Origin of the sequence: Pedobacter sp. Bi126 (assembly GCF_918698245.1) — a bacterium.
Lineage (GTDB): Bacteria > Bacteroidota > Bacteroidia > Sphingobacteriales > Sphingobacteriaceae > Pedobacter.
Map to the genome: position 1 here is coordinate 694,871 of NZ_CAKKMS010000004.1, position 20,157 is coordinate 715,027.

Sequence of the window (20,157 nt, forward strand, 5' to 3'; positions counted from 1 at the left end):
AATGGCAAGCCCTTATTCCTGCTTCGGCGGCAAAGATACAAAAAATGTATGAGAATTTACTATTTGATAAACGTAACCTCAAATCGTTATCTATTACTCACATCTGTTATTGATCTAATGCATTAATCCTTTTAGTTAGTATTTTATAGTCTGTTTGTGTATGTGTTTTTTTGTAGTATTATTATTTTTATATGTATATTTATTTTTAATCAAGTGTATATTGTACACTAATTCATTACTTAATTAAAAATATCATTATGTAAATCATCAATAAAAATACCTAACAACCTATCTAACCACTTACTTATGAGAAAAAATCTACCACCCTTCAGGAGAAATCCATTCTTCTTGCATGCCTGCCTTTTTTGGTGCATTGGCATCATCCAGCAAAAAACTAAACCACTTAAACACCTCGTCATAACTGACGGAGATCACCTGATACTGCTAAGTTTATTAACCTAGAAGTACATCAGTCGTATTGAGTACGCATTATTCACCTAATCATTTATAACCTATGAAACAAAATCTATCTTGTATCAAGAGGAGTTTTCTTCTCTTGTGTTTGGGGATGTTATTTGCCCTCGGCGCAATGGCCCAATCAAAAATCACTGGTAAAGTTATTGCAAGTGATGATAAACTCCCTGTGGTTGGCGCCACGATCAAAATTAAAAATGGTAGTGGTGGTACCGCTACTGATGCAAATGGGGCCTTCTCGCTGAGTGTAAAACCTACTGATGTGTTGGTTATTTCTTTTGTTGGCTATGGCAATAAAGAAGTAACAGTGGGTACCCAAACCAACATTTCAATTGTATTACAAGCCAACAATAATAACCTTACAGAGGTTGTAGTGACAGGTTATTCTTCTCAGCGGAAGAAAGACTTAACCGGTTCTGTAGCTGTAGTAAGTATGGAACTGTTAAAGGCCCAGCCTGCAGCTAGTGCTGTAGAGGCGTTGCAAGGAAAAGCAACAGGGGTACAAATTGTAAATGACGGGGCTCCTGGTTCAACGCCACAAATAAGAATCCGGGGTTTTAGTACCATTAATAACAATGACCCACTTTATGTAATTGATGGGGTTCCGTTTGAGGGAAAACTATCCTGGCTTAACCAGAATGATATCGAAAGCATGCAAGTATTGAAAGATGCTTCTTCAGCTTCTATCTATGGTTCAAGAGCCAATAATGGTGTGGTTATCATTACCACAAAAAAAGGCTCAGCAGGACTACCAAAAATTACGCTCGATTCTTACTATGGCACACAGTCGCCAAGAAAAAATAGCTTCCCACAAATGATGAATCCTCAACAATATGCACAATATGTATTTAATGGGTATACTAATGCCGGAAAGCCTATTGCTGCTGGAGATAACTATGGTTCGGGCACAGTACCGGTATTACCTGAATATTTGGTGGCAGGTTTAAAACTCGGTCAGAATGTTACTGCTGCAGATGCAGATCCTTCTAAGTACAACTATAGCCGTGATCCAAATCTGTTTTATCAAATTACAAAAGCAAATAAGCAAGGTACCAATTGGTTTGATGAGATAACCGAATCTGCACCGGTTCAGAATTATAATATTAGTGCACTGGGAGGTTCAGACAATGCAACCTATTCTATTAGTGCCGGATACTTGAACCAAAAAGGAACGATAAAATACACAGGTTTTAAACGTTATAGTTTTAGATCCAATACTGCGGTATCTGCTTTTAATAAAAGGGTGCGTTTCGGAGAAAATGCACAGTACAGTTATTCTGAAGGCGTCGGATTTGGCGTTAACCCGAATACTCCCGGTGGTTATCAGGATCAGGGAAGTGCTTTAGGATGGGCATACCGCATCCCAACAATTATCCCTGTTTATGACATTGCCGGAAACTTTGCCGGTAGCCGCGGTAGTCAGTTGGGAAATGCAGAGAACCCACTCGCATTTCTATTCAGGGCAAAGGATAATGTTAATAAAAACAACTTCTTTTTTGGGAATATCTTCGGTGAGGGTGATATTATTCCGGGTTTAGTATTAAAAACCAATTTTGGGATACGTTACGAAAATTACAATAGCTTATCTATGCGTTATCCGAATTTGGAATTCTCTGAAGGTAATAATTCAAATAATTTAAGCGAAATCCAAGGGTATAATACAGAATGGACCTGGACTAATACTTTAAATTATAATAAAAAATTTGCTGAAAAACACAGCTTAAATGCATTAATCGGTACAGAGGCAATCAGATCCAGGACCAGACAATTAACTGCAGGAAGAAATGATTTTTTTCTTTTGGGTAATCCGGATTATTATTATTTAAATACAGGTTCTTCAAATATCAGCAATGCCAGTACCGGAGCAATTGGTTCACTGTTCTCCGTGTTTGCAAAGCTTGATTATTCCTTTAATGATCGTTATCTCGCCAGTTTTACTATCCGTAGGGATGGTTCATCTAACTTCGGTTCTGCTAATAAGTATGGTAATTTTCCGGCAGCAAGTGCTGCATGGAGGTTATCTGAAGAGGAGTTTATGAAAAGCCTCAATTGGGTTAGCGATTTGAAACTTCGTGTTGGATACGGACAAACCGGAAATCAACGGATACCTGGATATCAATATATCAATAGATTTCAAAGTTCTATTGTTAATTCAGCTTATGCGCTTGGTGGCGGTAATGGTCTTACAACTGGTGTGCGACAAAATGCCTATCAAAACCCTGATATAAAATGGGAAGCTGTAAATTCTTTAAATATTGGTCTTGATTTTACTTTGTTAGGTGGGGCTGTTGATGGATCAGTAGATTGGTATAACAAGAAAACGACTGATATGCTTTACCCGGTACCGCTGCCAGCAAGCATTGTGGGAATGGGAAGTTCACCTTTTGTAAATATTGGCGATATGAGTAATAAAGGGGTCGAATTTAATGTCGCTTATCATTATGGAAGAAGCGCTGATAGCCCTTTTAAATTTGATATTGGTGCAAATTTCTCAAAAAATAACAATAAAATCGTAAGGTTGGCACCAGGTATTCTCAATCAGGTTTATGGCAATTATAGAAGCCTACAAACCAGCGTTTTACAGGAAGGTGCTCCACTGGGGTCATTTTTTGGATATAAAACGGCAGGAATTTATCAGAGTACTACTGATATTCAGAATAACCCTTCTTATTCGGGTGCCAGGGTTGGTGGATTACGTTATCAGGATATTAATGGTGATGGTATTATTGATCCAAAAGATCGGACAATTATTGGGAGTCCACATCCTGATTTTACTTATGGTATAAATTTGAACGCATCTTACAAGAATTTTGATATCTCAGCTTTCTTATATGGTGTAAAAGGAAATGATATATTTGAAGCTACACGCTATTTTACAGATTTCCCTTCCTTTGATGGAGCCAAAAGTGTTAGGTTACTTGATGCCTGGAGCCCAACCAATACATCAAGCCTGATTCCTTCTGCTTATGCCGGGGCCTCAGATCTGGAGTTTGCTTCTTCGAGTTATTATATTCAAAACGGAAGTTTTTTAAGGCTGAAAAATTTGCAAATCGGCTACTCCATCCCAACAGCCAAAGCTTTTGGACCAAATTCTGGCATCAATAAGATTAGGGTGTATGTTAGTGCAACCAATGTATTTACCATCACTAAATACACAGGATTGGATCCGGAAATAAGTCAAATTGTAGATGGCTTCTCTGCGCCAGGGGTAGATCAGGGGGTTTACCCATCACCACGTCAGTTTTTAATCGGTATTAATGTTGGTTTTTAATTAAAAATATCAAAATGAAACATATAAAATATATTCTTCTTTCCTTATTAATCTGCAGTACTTTTTCCTGCAAGAAAGAATTTTTAGAATTGCAACCACAGGGTGAACTCACCGAGGAACAGTTAATGAGCCAAGAGGGGGTTGAAGGACTTTTAATAGGTTCCTATAGTTTACTTAATGGCAATTTAGACGGAACATGGGGTAATTATGGTGCAGCACCAAGCCAATGGTTATTTGGCGAGGTTGCATCTGATAATGCCCATAAAGGGAGTAGCACAGGAGATCAGCCGCCTATGAATGCCATTGAACAGCATTCGCCAACCAGTACAAATGATAATATATCGAATATTTGGAACAGGTGTTTTGAAGGAATTCAACGCTGTAACCGTACTTTAAAAGTTCTTGCCAGTTTACAGGCAGGTTCAGGATCGGCCAAATTTGATGATGCCCGTGCAAAAGAAATTCAAGGTGAAGCCCGATTGTTACGTGGACATTATTATTTCTTTTTGGTTCGCATATTTAAAATGGTTCCTTATGTTACCGAGGCCAATAGTGGTACTTTTGTTCCTAATGATAAAGACATTTATCCTAATATTGTAGATGATCTTCAGTTCGCCGTAGCCAATTTAAGTACAACCAAACCAAAGAATCAAAAAGGTAGGGTAGATAAATATGCTGCTCAGGCTTATCTTGGAAAGGTACTTTTATATCAAAAGAAATATACAGAGGCTTATGATCTGTTAAATGCGGTAATATTGGCCAAACCAAGCTTGGTTGACATGCCTTATACCGATAATTTTGACATTACCAAAGAAGACGGACCAGAAACGATTATGTCTGTTCAGCATTCGGTTGGAACTGATGGCACAGGCGGCGATAATGGTAATGTAGGCGATATGCTTAACTTTCCGTACGGTAATGCACCGATTAACTGTTGTGGTTTCTTCCAGCCAACTATAGATCTGGCCAACTCCTTTAAAGTAGATGCCCTTGGTTTGCCGCTATTGGATGGCAGCTATCGTACTAACCCATATAAATCTGATTATGGATTAACCGGAGCGGATAAAACAAATTATGCAGTAGATAAGACTTTACCTTTAGATCCACGAATTGAATCGACAATAGGAAGGCGTGGCGTTCCATATCGCGATTGGGGTTTAATGCCTGGTGACACCTGGATTCGTGATGCCAGCAATGGCGGCCCTTTCCTGGCTGTTAAGAATACCATTGATGCTGCTCAGATTTCGAGCGGAACAGCTCCAGGAAGTTCCAACGTAACCGGATTAAACGTAAACCTGATCCGCTTAGCTGATGTTTACCTGATGGCGGCAGAATGTGCAGTGGAAAAGGGCGATTTGGGCAGAGCTTTAATACTGGTAAATGCAGTTAGAGCCCGTGCTGCTAAAATTACCCCTCGTGATATAAATGGGACTCCGGCGGCGGCTTACAAAGTTAGCCAGTACACCTCATTTCCAAATGATACCTATGCAAGAAATGCGGTGCGTTTCGAACGCAGGTTAGAGTTGGCATTGGAAGGTCATCGCTTCTTCGATTTGGTACGCTGGGGTGTAGCAAAACAAACACTGGAAAGTTATTTTTCTTTTGAAGGTGGGTACTTCAATTACTTAAAAGGCATTACCATCGAAACCAGAGATGATTATTTCCCTTTACCACAAGATCAGATTGATAGAAGTAACGGTACCCTAAAACAAAGCCCGGGTTATTAGGTTATAAATGAGATACATGAGCGGGATGGTGGTCGTTTCTTACCTCCGTTCATGTATTTTTTGCTTAATTAGATAACTGGTTATTGCAGGCTTTAATGACAATCGGTTTTAATTTAAGCTAAAATCAAAGTTCATTTTGTCTGGATTCTGCTGTTGCATTTCTAAATTTAGCTTATTCACCATATTATTAAATTCTACATTGTTGATTACCTCATTATTGGCTAGCCACACTAAGTTTCTATAATTTTCTTCTCGGGTGAGGCCAAAATTTACCTGGCCGTATTTATTGAGTAAAAATATATTTCTTGTTGCTTTTAAAATATCAATAAAGGTATTGACTTCCGCTTTTGATGGTTTGTTTTGAAAAAATTCAATAGCATCTACGTTCCCATGTTTTACCAAATAAAAATCCGTTTATAGGTGATTAAAAACAAAATCAACAGTATTATCGATAACCCAAAATAGAAGAAGTAAACCGAGCTTTCAACGCCTTCTCCATCATTTCTTAACAGATACAATAGGATAGACACCATACCTAATATTGTTGATGAAAATAGGAGGCCATAAATACCCTTATTGCTTTTATAAGTTCTAGTGCCTACGTTTTCGTAAGCGATCACATATTCACTTGAACTAAGTAAACTCTTCTGTTTAACCTCAAGTCCGTTTTCAGTGATTAAAAATGATTTGTATCTAAATCTTAAATCTTTTTGTACAAGTAATTCGTTCATATCTATTAGATTGTGTCGACTCCTAACTCAAAACGCCCAACCCCAAACTATTTCTCCTCCTTAAACCTGCTAAAAAACAGCAGCGCAATCAAACAAAGTGCGAAGCCTACAATTCCGTTCAATCGTAATCCGAAATCGTTGCCGGGGTCCTTCCCGTAAATGGTAAGCATGGCGAAAATAGCGATACCCAATGTTTGCCCGAGTTTTACAAAAAGGTATTTTACTGCGAAGAACATGCCTTCGTGGTTTTCTCCGGTTTTTAAGGTATCTCTTTGGGCAATGTCGGCCAAAATAGCCGTTGGTAAAATACCAAGAGCAGCTAATGGAAACGAAGCGGATAGTACTAGGATGTAAATCTGTGTATGTGGACCAAATGGTAATTTTCCTAAAAAGAAAATGGTGACGAAGATTAAACACAACACGCCAAAGGCAAGTAATACAAAAGGTTTTTTGCCGATTTTAGCCGAACCAAAATTAACCAACGGGTAAAATAGCAAGGACGCAAAAACCATGGCAGCCATAAATTTTCCACCTTCCGATTCTGGTAGACCCAATAAAACCGTACAAAAAAACAATAAACCGCTTGAAATAATACTCAGGGCCGTATAAAAAGCGAAATCTGATATCAGGTAATATTTAAAATTGCTGTTTTTAAAGGTGCTTTTAATTGCTGGCCATAAAGGGATATGAGTAGGCTTCGCAATCGAAAATTCCTTTTCATTGATGAAAAAAATTGGCAACAACATCACCAGTCCGGATAAGATACACAAACCCCATATCGCGGTCTGGATGGCTTCGCTGCGGTTGACTACATGAAAATGAGCCTCAACCAGATCGGCAAAGTTGTTGGTACAGGCCGATAAAATGATTCCAATTACAAAACCAACCTGCTGATAACTCGATAATTTAACTTTTTGTTTTGGCGTATTGGTTACTTCGGCCAGCAGCGCATTATAAGGAATAATATAGGTAGTAACCGATACAAAAAATAAACAAAGTGTTATGGTTAACCACCAGGCATTATGCAGGCTCTCCGTTTTTTGGATCGGGTAGAAAACCAGTCCGCAAAAAAGCATAGCAGGAACAATTGCCCATTTCATAAAGGGCATCCTGCGACCGTTTTTATCGGTGCATGCATCACTTTTAGACGCAATAAACGGATCGTAAATGGCATCTACCAGCCTTCCTGAGGCAGCAATAATAGAAAGGATATTAAACGCACCCAATAAAACGAGTTGTGGTACCAAAGGTGGCAGGCCAGCGTTGCTTGGGGGAAGATAGAAATAGGGAAGCATTACGATGATAATGTTTGTCATCGTGCTCCAACCAATCATACCAGCAGCGTAAGCAATTTCTTGTTTTAAGGAGAGAGTTTTGTTCATTAATTATTTTATGTTCTTTTATGTTTTTTGTAAAGCTGGTTTCTGTGTTAATTGGTTAGATCAGCCCTGCTTTCCATTTTATTCCGCTGCGCTTCATGTCCATTCCAATCAGGTTTATTTTAATCGGTCTGCCTTTCTATCTTAAACCCGACAGTAGCAGAAATACTTTTTGTAGTTCCTTCGACAGGCTCAGGATGAAAATGACAAAAAGATTGTAGCGTATGGCGGGACTATCGAAACCGACCAGCACCGCAACTGCTTTTCAAATCAAAATTATTTCTTATTAAACCATCTGCTCACAAAATAGATTACCAGAAAGCCAACAAAAATGTATAATCCGTTCAGTGCCGCATTTGGGTCGTCGGCATAAATGCTGAAGGCCACGAAAGTATAAGCAGCAATAAAAATAATAGGCAATATAGGATATAAAGGAACAGTATAGATGGTTTTTTTATCAAGATGTGCTGTTCTTTTCCGGAGAATGAAAATCGTAGCTGCCGAACTGGCCATGCTAATGCTTTCTAAGAAAATAGTATAGTTTAAAATCTTGTCGAAGGTTTTGGCATAAAAAATAATTACCACAGCAATTAATGTAAAAACGGTTAAGCTAATGGTAATTACCTCTGTTTTTTTGTTCATCCTGCTGAATATTTTTGGCAGGGCACCTTCTTCGCCCATGGCAAACATGGCCCTTGGGTTGCTTAGCAGATTTACATTTACATAACCCATTACCGAGAAAAAGATGATTACAGAAAGTGCGTTAAATCCGGCAGGACCAAATATCTTCGACGCCAATATCGCGGCTATGCTTTCTGCCGATTTTAATTCTTCAAAACCGATCACCTCTACATATACATAGTTGATGGACAGGTAAAGAATAACAATAATAGTTAAGCCAATAATAATGGAACGTGGAATTACTTTTTTGGCTTCTTTAACTTCGCCACCAAAGTTGATGGTTTGCGCATAACCTGCGTAAGAAAAAGAAACCGCAATTAAACACAGGCCCAGGGCTTTTCCATAATCAGACCAGGTTGGTAAAGCACCAGTTGCTGTTTTAAAAATTGGGGTAACGGTTTGTGTTTGTCCGCCGAAAAATACAGCACAAATGAGTGTTAAAATCATTCCGATTTTAATTACCGTTAACACATTTTGTGTTTTAGAACTCGCTTTTAAACCTAACAGATTTATAAAATAAAACACCAAAATGGTGGTAATGGCTATGGCAACCCGATAGGTTTCATTCTGTTTATCAATGGGTAAAATAATTTTGCTCAGGTATTCTGCCCCAATAATCGAAATAGCTGCTACCGATGCTGCACTTGAAATGATTACAATACAATTAATGGCAAAGGCAATGGATGGGTGATAAGCTGCTGAAAATATTTTATAGTATCCTCCTGTTACCGGAAAGCGGGAACCAATTTCGGCATAAGTTAACGCGCCACAAAAGGCTACAAAACCACCGATAAACCAGGCCAAATAAAACAGTTCGGGAATTTGTGCCTTAGCTGCAACGTTTACAGGTGTACGGAATACACCCATGCCAATAACCAAACTCACCACAATCATGGATAAATCGAATAGCGAAAGTTGTTTCTTTTGTTGCATTAAATAGAATTATGAATATTGGGTTGAAGATAGGGAAATTTGAATGGTTGAGTGAGAGAATGATTGAATGATTGAGTGAGAGAATGATTGAATGGATAATATTGGCTTAGGTTTCTAAGGTGGTGAAAAATGGCTGATGGTTTGATAGCTCATAGTTGATAGCCTGGTTTAATTGACCACAGGCTATTGGCAATAGACCACGTGTCATCAACCCTATACTTCTGACTGTTGACATGTGGAAATTTTCTTTTGCGAGCCTCACAGAATAAATCTATTATTGTATAATAATTCTGAAGAAGGTATTTGAAAATATTTTTATTTCAATCATCAGGGTTATTTCTACAAATTCTTCATCGCTTTGCAACCAAAAAATGTAAGGTTTTTCATTGAAGAACAGATAAATACAGTATGGCAGAAGTAATTTATAACGACGATAGTATCCGTTCATTAGATTGGAAAGAGCACATCAGGCTTCGTCCGGGGATGTACATTGGTAAACTTGGCGATGGTTCTGCGCAGGATGACGGTATTTACGTTTTGCTAAAAGAAATTGTAGATAACTCTATTGATGAGTTTGTAATGGGTACCGGAAAAACCATCGAAATTACTGTTTCCGAACAAAAGGTAAATATACGTGATTACGGTCGTGGTATTCCACTCGGCAAGGTAATCGATTGTGTAAGCAAGATCAATACCGGTGGTAAATACGATAGCAATGCTTTCCAGAAATCTGTTGGTTTAAATGGGGTAGGTACTAAGGCTGTAAATGCACTTTCTACCAGTTTTATGGTGCAGTCGTACCGTGATGGAAAAACGAAAAAAGTAGAATTTTCCAAAGGGGAAATTGTAAATGAGCAGCCAATTATCGATACCACTCAACGCAATGGTACGGCGATTACTTTTTACCCAGATGAAACCATTTTCAGGAACTACCATTATATCCCTGATTTTGTAGAGAGCATGGTTTGGAACTATGTTTTCTTGAACACAGGTTTAACCATAAATTTTAATAATCAGAAATATTTTTCGGAAAGAGGGCTGTACGATCTACTTTCTAAATTTAATAAGCCAGAAGAAATCCGTTACCCAATTATCCATATGATTGGACCGGATATCGAAATTGCAATGACCCATGGGCAGCAATATGGCGAAGATTACCATTCGTTTGTAAACGGACAGCATACTACACAGGGTGGTACACACCAGGCGGCTTTTAGGGCAGCGGTAGTGAAAACCGTTAGGGAGTTTTTCAAAAAAGAGTTTGATGCCGCCGATGTTCGTTCATCTATTATTGCAGCAATTTCTGTGCGTGTACAGGAGCCCGTTTTCGAATCGCAGACCAAAACAAAACTAGGTTCGCAAAATATGGGACCAGAAGGCCCATCGGTAGCTACTTTTATCAACGATTTTGTTAAAAAAGAATTGGATGATTATCTGCATAAGAACAAAGAGGTTGCTGATGCACTAGAGAAAAGAATTCTCCAATCAGAAAGGGAACGTAAAGATATTGCGGGGATTAAAAAACTGGCAAACGATAGGGCGAAAAAGGCATCTTTACACAATAAAAAACTGCGCGATTGTAAGGTGCATTTTAATACCACGCACGAGAAACGATATGAAACTACCTTGTTCATTACTGAAGGAGATTCGGCATCGGGTTCGATCACAAAATCGCGCGATGTAGATTGTCAGGCTGTGTTTAGTTTAAAAGGTAAGCCGCTTAACTGTTATGAGCTTACCAAAAAAGTAGTTTACGAAAATGAAGAATTTAACCTGCTGCAGCATGCTTTAAATATCGAAGATGGTTTAGAAGGGCTTCATTATAACAATATTGTAATTGCAACAGATGCCGATGTGGATGGTATGCACATCCGTTTGTTAATGATGACTTTCTTCCTTCAGTTTTTCCCCGATCTGGTAAAAGCAGGCCATGTGTATATTCTACAAACGCCGCTTTTCAGGGTAAGAAACAAGAAAGAAACGATTTATTGTTACAGTGACGAAGAACGTAAAAATGCGATCGAAAAACTGGGTAATAAACCAGAAATTACCCGATTTAAAGGTTTGGGCGAAATTTCTCCTGATGAATTCGGTTTGTTTATCGGGAAAGATATCAGGTTAGACCCCGTTATTTTGAAAGATCAAACAATTAAAAGTTTGCTGGAATATTACATGGGCAAAAATACGCCTGATAGACAGCAGCACATTATCCGTAACCTAAGGGTAGAGAAGGATGAGGTAACTGAAGAACCTAAAGTGATTACTGAAGAAGTGGCATAAAAAAGATCCTTCGACTACGCTCAGGATGACAATCGCGTTTGGATGCTTGCGGTGAATCAATTGCGGTGTCCTGCTGAACTTGTTTCAGCATCTACTTGTTATGCCTTGGTTAATGTCTCCAGGAAGCAGCTTTTATCTATAACATAAAAGGAAGTCAAGCTTTTAAAGCTTGACTTCCTTGGTTATAACCGTTTTATGGCCTTAATATTCCCGCCTGTGAGAGAATGAAGACCGCATTTTTGAAGATCCTGAAACAAGTTCAGGATGACGACAGCATTATTCTTTAGGTACATTTACCGTATCTTCTGGGTGTTGTGGAGGCAATACATCTACCTTTTTCTCTACAATGGTAATTTTGGTAAACACGGCATACTTACTAGGAGAGATGCCATTATCGTACTTCTCTGCATAAGCTTGTGTAAATTCAGCGCCGAAGTAGAGTATAATTGAGGTATAATAAATCCACAATAAAATAACGATGATCGAACTGGCTGCACCAAAAGCCGAACCTGGATTGCCTTTTTCAATATAAATCCCGATCAGGTATTTACCTAGACTGAAAAGAACTGCAGTAAATAGTGCGCCAATTATTGCCGATTTCCATCGGATGATCACATCGGGCAATACCTTAAATATAACGGCAAATACAGCTGTAACGGCAGCAAGGGTTATTACATTATTTAAAATATAAATTAGAATGGCCATTGTATCGTTTGCAACGGGGATTACTTCATCTATTTTACTTTGTGAAAGTAGGTGGCCTAATTTAGAACCCAAACCTACTACTACAGTGTTAACCACTAGTGAAACAAGCAACAAAAAGCCCATCGAAACAATTAAAGAGAAAGACAATAACCTGTTAGAAAGCATTTTTATCCAGCCTTTTTTGGGCACAGCCTTCACTTTCCAGATCATGTTGATACTATCTTGTATCTCAATAAAAATAGCAGTTGAGCCAATAATCAATGTGCCAATCCCGATAATTAAACCAATGGTAGATTGCCCGGATTTGTTGGCATGTTCTACAAAACCTTGGATTTGTGTAGCTGCCTCTTTGCCAACCATTTTGGTAACCTGCCCATAAAACTGAACTCTTGTTTCCTCATTTCTTTTGTCGCCAAAAAATAGGGTAGCGGCAGATAGCATGATAATGATGAGTGGGGTAAGTGAAAAAATAGTGTAGTAAGCAAGCGAAGCACTTAATTTAGTTACCCTATCTTCCATAAAACCTTTTCCGGCAGCAACAAAAAGATGATAAAGCGCAATAAAGAAATATTTGACCTTATGAATTACTCTCATTGAAAAATTAAAACGGATATCCTATCCCAATGTTAAAAATTAAATTCTGTTTACGCCAGTCTTTATTACCGAAGGCAATATCATCGAACACCCATCTTTGTCCTTCTGGCAGGTATGGTTTACGTACCGGAAAAGCCACATCTAAACGGACTACAAAAATGCTGACATCTACCCGTAAACCTGCACCAGTACCCACAGCAAGCTCGTTAAAAGCATTTTTTAGCTTAAAACCAGATCCAGGTCTTCCAGAGTCAGGGATGCCTGGCACACCAAGGTCCTCCTTTCTCAGCCAAATATTTCCGGCATCAACAAACAATGCGCCATAAAGTACGCTTACTATTTTAAAACGCAGTTCTGAGTTGAGCATTAACTTAATATCACCACCCTGATCGGCAAAAATAGCGTCTTCTTTAACCTTAAAAGTTCCAGGGCCCAAAGTTCTGGCCGGAAAAGCTCTGATGTCGTTACTGCCGCCGGCAAAAAACTGCCTAACAAATGGCAGTGAGGTAGAGTTTCCATAGGCATAACCATAACCTAAGTTTAATCTGTTTGCCCAGATTAAGTTTTTGGTAATTTTATAATAATCCCTTAAATCAGCCTCTGCCCTGATAAACTGTGTTAAAGGAATATTAAAAATAGTGCGTTTTCCTTCATTATTCTTAGCGGTAAACAAACCCCATACGTTACCTCCGGTTTCTAATCCTCCAAAGAAATATATATTATTTCTCCGGCTATCTTCCATCTGGTTAGTATAAGTAAAATTATAATTGCTACCTATGATAAATTGGTTTTCTAAAGTGGTTCTTAATAGTGGATTAGCAGTATACAGACTATCTCTTGTATTTGTATCAGGAAAACTCGTAGAAACATAACTTATCGAGATAGGATTGAAATTATGCTCTTTGTATAAATTCTCTTTAAAGTTATAACCATATTGCCCTTTAACTGCATGTAAAGTATATTCAGAACCACGGTTTAACATCTGGTAAGAGAGCGAGGCAATGGTTTTCGGGATAAAAGCATTGGTGCTATTCGGTTTGTAAAACGGCACAATAAACCTGGGGAAAGTCAGTTTTCCTTCGGCAGTTAACGACAAGGAGTTTTTGCCTAAAGAAGTTCCTTTAGTTTGCGTTTCGAAACCACCGCTAACACTCAAATCTAATTGTTCTGCATTTCTAAATAAGTTTCTGGTGGTTTGCGTTACTTTTACCTCTGAACCGACGAAATTGTTCGATTTACTCGTTCCTACAACCGAAAAGGTAAGTGAATTTTTCTTTAAAGGGGTTAAATAGATATTTAAATCGAGCTGATTGTTTTTGAAACTATCAACGGGTAAAAATTCAGCCCTTACATCCTGAAAGGCACCTACATTTACCATTCGGTTTAACGATTGGTTATGGTCTTTACGGTTATAAGGTTCACCTTTTTGAAAGAATACCAAGCGGTCGAAAAGCCTTGGTTTAAAGGTGTTCCGGTCCTCGTAAATATTGAAATCGTTATATTGTAACGGCTTTAGTTTTCTTAATGTACTGTCTCTCCTTAACGAATAATTAGGGTAGATGTTAATGTTTTTAATGGTATAAGGTTTTAATCCAGCGTCGGGAGCGATGTCTTTTACTTTAACTGAAACATTAACCAGGTTTTTGCCTATGGTGCTATCCACCTGCATAATTAAATAATCGGGACTGAAATAGAAATAGCCATTTTCTTTTAAGTCGTTATCAATCCTGATCCGTTCATTTTTGTAGGTATCGATGTCATAATAATCGCCAACTTTTAACAAGGTTTTATCTTTATTGGCATTGATGATTTTGGTGAGCGCCCCGGTATCCGGAGGGAAATTAATCTTGTTGATTTTATATCGTTGCCCAGTAACTGCAGTATAAATGGCCTTGCCTTTTTTCCCTTTTACAACGGTATCGCCGCTAACATTCGCCTGCAAATATCCTTCGCTAATAAGATAGCTGGATAATACATCATTGTTGTATTTCAACTTTACCTCGCTTAATAATACAGGTGCTTCTCCTTGTCGGCGTAGCCAATTTCTAAAACCCTTTGGCTTTTTAGGTTGGCCAGCAAGATTGTAGATGCCCAGTTTATATTTAATACCAAGTATAGATTTATTGGGGCGCGGTCTTGTTTTAGCTTCAAGATCGGTTTTAACCTGTTTTTCATTGTCAATTTTGCCTGATGAGTCTGGATTGATTTTTACATCAGCACCAGTATACAAAATCTGTCCTGGTTTTAAGGATTTGGTACTGCTGCAAGCCGCCCAAACTAAACAGGCCAGTAAAAATAAAAGCGGTCTAGTTAGTTTTCTCATCTTGTGCTTTCTGTTCAATGTTTCTTATTCTTCTTATTCTTTTCTTTTGGAATATCTCTCTAAATTTATTGTAATCTACCACCAACGTAAAACCTAAACCTGTTTCAACAATCTGTCCCTGTACAATCATATCGTTCTGGTTTCGGCGGTAAGCCCTTAAACGGTATCGTCCATCAGCAGAGAGCGCATATTCTACGTTCACGTTTCCTGCAATATTGGTCGATTTTTCCCCCGGTGCCTGTGGTCCTTCTAAAGCAAAAGAGCTTCCTACGCTAACGGTTAATCTATCGTTTAGCAGTTTTTTCGATAAGCCAACCTCCAGATCTGTTTTTTGCTGCATCGAACCTGTTGAGTAATCTTCAGAAGAATTTACACCGAAGTTAAGATCAACACCCTGGATTAAATCGGAGGTTAAATTATTCAATTGTTCCGTTAACAGCTTACTTACACTCGAACGGGCAAGGGTAGAAACGCCGCCACCACCGCCGGCCAAACTTTGAAAAGGATTATTGGCAATAAACCTGTTTAGGGCAAGTAAAGAAAGGACCTGTTTGTTCAACTCACTTTCATCGCGGTTTACATTAATTAATTTGGTGTAAACCTGGCCATTTAAAGCGCCGCGCTCATTTTCTGGCAGATCGAGCTTAAATGAAATGGCTGGCTTTAATAATTCCCCTTTTATCATCAAATAAACCTGAAAAGGCAATTTTGTTCTCGCTTCGTAAAGATCTGGCTGGTTTAAGAGATCGATAGGTGCAGCGTTAACTTCGTATAAAGCCGTAATATTTGCAGTAGCTGAAGTAGGTTCACCTGTCCAGACAATGGTACTGCCTTTAACCAGTTTAAATTCTTTTTTTACAACAGCCAGCGTTAAATTGTATGAACCATCAACTATTTCATAGCGACCAGTCATGCTAATTTTACCGCTTGGATCCATCGTTACATTTAAGTCTGCATCGCCTCTAACTTTTAAGTTATCGCCAGTAGATGGATCTACAACCACGTTCAGTTCTGCTTCGGGGTCTACTTTTACAGCTGCTACGAGGTTTAAACCTTTAATCGGTGATTTACTGATGCTATCAACCTTTAAAGCTTTTTGTCCGTTAAACGGAGGTGCATCAGCATCAATAAACTGTACTATACCTTCCTGATCAATAATCGCCGGATCACTTGAAGGCAACGCAAAGAAGAATTTTGTACCCTTATTTACATTAACATTCATGTTTACATCTGGCTGGTTCAAATCTCCGCGTACTTTAATATTGCTTGTTAAGAATACAGTTCCGTAAATCATGTCATTATCAGCTGCGGTCGAATTAATTGCCCTGAAATTGTTCGTACGAATATCTAAACCAAAGCGATAATTTCTAAAATCGGTGGTATAAACTTTTCCATTGACGGTTGCTTTTTGATTTAAAGAATCGATCAATGTAAAGTTGTTAAAACTGATGCCTTCATCTGTAAACGATATTTTCTCATTCGGCATACGGAAAAACGAGTTTACATAAGCCACATTAAAGCCTGCATTATTGAAAGTTAAATCGCCCAGTATTTTCGGGGCTGTTAGTGCACCTTTAACTGTTAACGCGCCTGTTAAGGTGCCAGTACCACGTTTAAGCTGACCGGCAGATAAACTCTCTATGTTTTTCATTTCAATCTTATCGATGTTTACCGTAAGATCTAAAGCGCTTTCTGGTGCAGTATAATAGAAGCCGTTAACCCTTAACTCGTGCACCCCAGTTAAAGCAACATTTACTTCGAAAGCATTTTCGGTATTGTTATTTACGGCAAGGCGTAAAGTGCCCAGTTGATCTTTTTGATAACGCAACTGATCGATGGTTAAATTTGCTTCAAATTTTGGTGTGCTGGCCAAATCTTTAACATTCGCCGTTCCATTTAAACGGCCACCAACCAAAGTGGTATCGGTTTCTGCAAATTTGGTTAAAGTTTCTAACTGGAAATCTTTAAATTCTACTGCCAGGGGTGCATTTGGTTCGGTAGGATTACTATTGATGGAAAGCGATTGACCGCTGTTACTAATCTGAAACTGGTTAACCAATATGCCTGAAGCACCAAATTGAATATAGTTATCCTGCGAGACCACCCATTTTTGATAATCGAGCAATAGCTTTTGTGGATCTAAAGTGAATTTGAAATCCTTATTAATCGATTGAAAGGTACCACCAATTACATATTTATTTTTAAGCTGCCTATCGCGCAGGAAGATGTTAACGCCTAAATTATTATTTGAAGCATCGCCACTTACTTCCGTATTAAAGAGTGCAATAGCTGGGCTTTGGAGACTTTTAACCCTTAAATTATAAGCCAGTTTATTGTTATCGTTATTGATGTTTAAAACCGTAGTATCTACCTTAAAATCGCCATACACTACCTGCGGGAAATTACCTTTAATCTGCAGGCTATCTTTTTGCGTATCGATTAATCCATAAAACTGCGATTGCTTGAATACGGTTAACTCGGGTACAAACTCCTTTAATAATTTAGAATCGTAAACCTGTACAAAAAACCTTAACCTTTGGTCGGGAACTTTCGCAACGGTGCCAAAAGCATAGTATTTGTTAATTTCGTTGATAATAGCATCGCCAACTTTAGTGAGCTGGTACTTGCCATCAATTTTTGCTGATAGTATTTCAGATTTTAAGGTCAGCTCGTTTTCTGTCGCGGTTGATTTAGCCCGAATGGAAATCGTATCTACATTGATTTTTTGTTTGTCTTTAACCAATTGTAAGCCCGTAATATCAACCGACCCATTTAAATAATCAGCATCGGCGGTAGCGAGGTCTACTTTAACTATACCTGCTGCACTTAATACCGTTGGACTAAAGTTTAGTGCCTGTAAGTTTACCTGCTTTAAGTTTAAGTCGGCTTTTATAGCAGAATATTTTCCTGCCAGATTCACTTTAGCATCTAAATTAAAGTTGGCATTGCTATCGGGCATGCTACTCTTAATACTGATGTTCTGATTGCTGTAATTCCCGGCAAGGCTTAAATTACGGTAGGTATATTTGTTGTAATAAGCACTAATCACTTTGGCATTAAACTTTGCATTAATTTTTTTAGGATCGAGTCCTGTGCCTGCCACATTTGCCTTAACCGAAATCCTACCCAGTTTAGGTTGCATTTTTAATAGCCTGCCAACGTTAAAATTGTTTAAGTTAATGTCGGCCTTATAACTTTCCTTACCTTTTGGCCCTTTCATACCTGCTACCAGAATCGCTCCACCCATATCGGTGTTGATATTCAGGTTAGTGTTGAAATCGGTCATTGAACCCTTAAATGTGCCTTTCGCATCAACTACATTTGGTAATTCGATCGTCGGCGGTAGCGATTTTTTGGGTACTACCACCAAAATATCTCCTTTGGTTAGATGAAACTTTTTGATATTTAAATCGAGATAGGTTTTTTTGATATCAGGTAGACCTTTCGCTTTTCCACTGATATCTATCTGCGTGTTTTTTAACCCACTGATCTGCAGTTTTGGGATATTCAGGTTATTCAGATAGCCATTAACATCTGCTGTTAATTTTATTTTTTCGTTGCGGTAATTTGATGGGATGGCATCGCTGAAAAAGCCAGCATCTTTTAAGCCTATGGTTGTATTTTTAAAAGCTAAATTCAATTTAACACGCTCCGGATGTTTGGTTAAATCCTCCATTGACGTAAAATTTAGCTCTGTAGCATTTTCGATTGAAGTATTGGGTGTTTTTAAAATGAAATTGCTCAGTTTGATCTGTTTGTCGTTATATACCGCATCGCCCCTCAGCTGATCCAGTACAAATCCGCTTTTTTCCTTTAACGATCCATTTTTAACATTGGCTTTTATACCAGCGGCGCTATAACTTACATTACTGGCGCCTAAGTTGAGCTGGGTAATTTTAAGGTGGTTAAAATCCATGCCTTTAAGGACAGGCTTTGCCCCAATATTATCAAACTGTACATTGTTATCGGCCAAACTGATGTTTTTGATGATCAAGTCTAAATTAGATTTCTCAGGTACTACGGTATCCTTAACTTTTTTTAAATCGTTACTTGGCGCTGGTTTAAAAGCAAAAAGAATATTCGATTTATTTAAATGGGCATCATCAACAGCATACTTACTGTTGGTTAAATCTACTTGTAGGTTTACCAGGCCCAGATCGTTTACATCGGCAACGGCTTTGGTGGTCGATAACTGATCGTCGTAATTTACCTTTACCTTACTAAAAATGAAGTTTTGCACTTCTATTAATGGCAGTTTGCCCTGTTCTTTCTCGCTGCTATCAACACTGTTTGTAATATGCTGCACCAGGTGGACTAGTGGTTTTTGCTGCAGATAACGTAAAGAAGTGTTCACTAAACTTAATTCTTTAATTACGTAGTGCTGATTGGCTAAATCGAAATCTTTGATTTTGGTTTTAAAGGCACCCAGGTATAATTTCACATCATTACCCGCAACATCATCACGATAGTTAATGCCTATATCTTCAAATGAAACTTTATCAACAGAGAATTTGAGGGTAGAGGTGGTATCTTTTTTTATTTTTTCTTCGGGTTTTTTCTGATCGCTTGCAAAGGCATCAACCAGAAATGAAAAATTAAATGTAGTATCAGGAGTAATGCGTTTCACATTGGCGCGTACATTCTTTAGTTCAATATTATTGATCTCAATGGTGTTTTTTAACAGTTTGAATAAGCTGATATCAACCGCAAGTTTTTCAGCATATAATAAGGTATCGCCTTTGCGATCTTCGATATAGAATTTATTTAAAACCACATCTTTTGGCAGCGCAATTTTAATGCTTTCTAAACTTACCTCTGTTTTGGTTTTGTTTTTAAGATAGTTTATGGCTTTGTCTTTAACAAAATTCTGAACTGCCGGAATATTTAAAGATAGCGCCAAACCAACAACCAGAATGATGATGGAAGCAATTACCCACAATAAAATTTTTAGACTTTTGCGTACGTATTTATTCAAAGCTAAGCGTGTTTGGTGTTTGATAAATGCCAAAAGCATGCCATTAAAATTAATTTTAAGGCACGTTTTACTAAATAATACAAA

10 protein-coding genes are annotated in these 20,157 nt (G+C 38.2%); 3 read left to right on the forward strand and 7 right to left on the reverse strand.

The features are described 5' to 3' along the window. Nucleotides 1–514: 514 nt before the first annotated feature. Nucleotides 515–3,745, forward strand: coding sequence for a TonB-dependent receptor (locus LQ201_RS17820; protein ID WP_230144742.1), 3,231 nt, complete (start codon nucleotides 515–517; stop codon nucleotides 3,743–3,745). A 14-nt stretch (nucleotides 3,746–3,759) separates the two neighbouring features. Beyond that, the gene (locus LQ201_RS17825; protein ID WP_230144743.1) at nucleotides 3,760–5,472 is read left to right on the forward strand and encodes a RagB/SusD family nutrient uptake outer membrane protein; all 1,713 of its coding nucleotides are present in this window, start codon (nucleotides 3,760–3,762) and stop codon (nucleotides 5,470–5,472) included. A 108-nt stretch (nucleotides 5,473–5,580) separates the two neighbouring features. Here the strand turns inward: LQ201_RS17825 and LQ201_RS17830 are convergent, their stop codons facing one another. From LQ201_RS17830 to LQ201_RS17845, 4 genes are all read right to left on the reverse strand, one after another. Further along, the gene (locus LQ201_RS17830; protein ID WP_230144744.1) at nucleotides 5,581–5,874 is read right to left on the reverse strand and encodes a hypothetical protein; all 294 of its coding nucleotides are present in this window, start codon (nucleotides 5,872–5,874) and stop codon (nucleotides 5,581–5,583) included. Next, a complete protein-coding gene (locus LQ201_RS17835) occupies nucleotides 5,868–6,203 on the reverse strand; it encodes a hypothetical protein (RefSeq protein ID WP_230144745.1) in 336 nt (111 codons plus the stop codon). The genes LQ201_RS17830 and LQ201_RS17835 overlap by 7 nt, the downstream gene beginning before the upstream one ends. Before the next feature lie 47 nt (nucleotides 6,204–6,250). Continuing rightward, on the reverse strand, nucleotides 6,251–7,585 hold the full coding sequence (locus tag LQ201_RS17840) for an MFS transporter (protein WP_230144746.1): 1,335 nt from the start codon (nucleotides 7,583–7,585) through the stop codon (nucleotides 6,251–6,253). 273 nt (nucleotides 7,586–7,858) lie between these two features. Then, nucleotides 7,859–9,196, reverse strand: a complete 1,338-nt coding sequence (locus tag LQ201_RS17845) for an APC family permease (protein ID WP_230144747.1) — start codon at nucleotides 9,194–9,196, stop codon at nucleotides 7,859–7,861. Nucleotides 9,197–9,604: 408 nt separating this feature from the next. Between LQ201_RS17845 and LQ201_RS17850 the strand changes: the two genes are divergently transcribed. Continuing rightward, nucleotides 9,605–11,476, forward strand: a complete 1,872-nt coding sequence (locus tag LQ201_RS17850; RefSeq protein ID WP_230144748.1) for a DNA topoisomerase IV subunit B — start codon at nucleotides 9,605–9,607, stop codon at nucleotides 11,474–11,476. Nucleotides 11,477–11,752: 276 nt separating this feature from the next. Here LQ201_RS17850 and LQ201_RS17855 read toward each other — a convergent pair whose 3' ends face one another. Genes LQ201_RS17855 through LQ201_RS17865 form a run of 3 tightly spaced genes read right to left on the reverse strand, consistent with a single transcriptional unit; the run spans nucleotide 11,753 to nucleotide 20,112 of the window. Next, nucleotides 11,753–12,775 carry a YihY/virulence factor BrkB family protein gene (locus LQ201_RS17855; RefSeq protein ID WP_230144749.1) on the reverse strand — a complete coding sequence of 341 codons (1,023 nt, stop codon included), beginning with the start codon at nucleotides 12,773–12,775 and terminating at the stop codon, nucleotides 11,753–11,755. A 7-nt stretch (nucleotides 12,776–12,782) separates the two neighbouring features. Further along, nucleotides 12,783–15,098: a BamA/TamA family outer membrane protein gene (locus LQ201_RS17860; RefSeq protein ID WP_230144750.1), complete on the reverse strand. Its 2,316-nt coding sequence runs from the start codon at nucleotides 15,096–15,098 to the stop codon at nucleotides 12,783–12,785. Next, on the reverse strand, nucleotides 15,082–20,112 hold the full coding sequence (locus tag LQ201_RS17865) for a translocation/assembly module TamB domain-containing protein (protein ID WP_230144751.1): 5,031 nt from the start codon (nucleotides 20,110–20,112) through the stop codon (nucleotides 15,082–15,084). Before LQ201_RS17865 ends, LQ201_RS17860 begins: the two co-directional genes overlap by 17 nt. Nucleotides 20,113–20,157 lie beyond the last annotated feature (45 nt).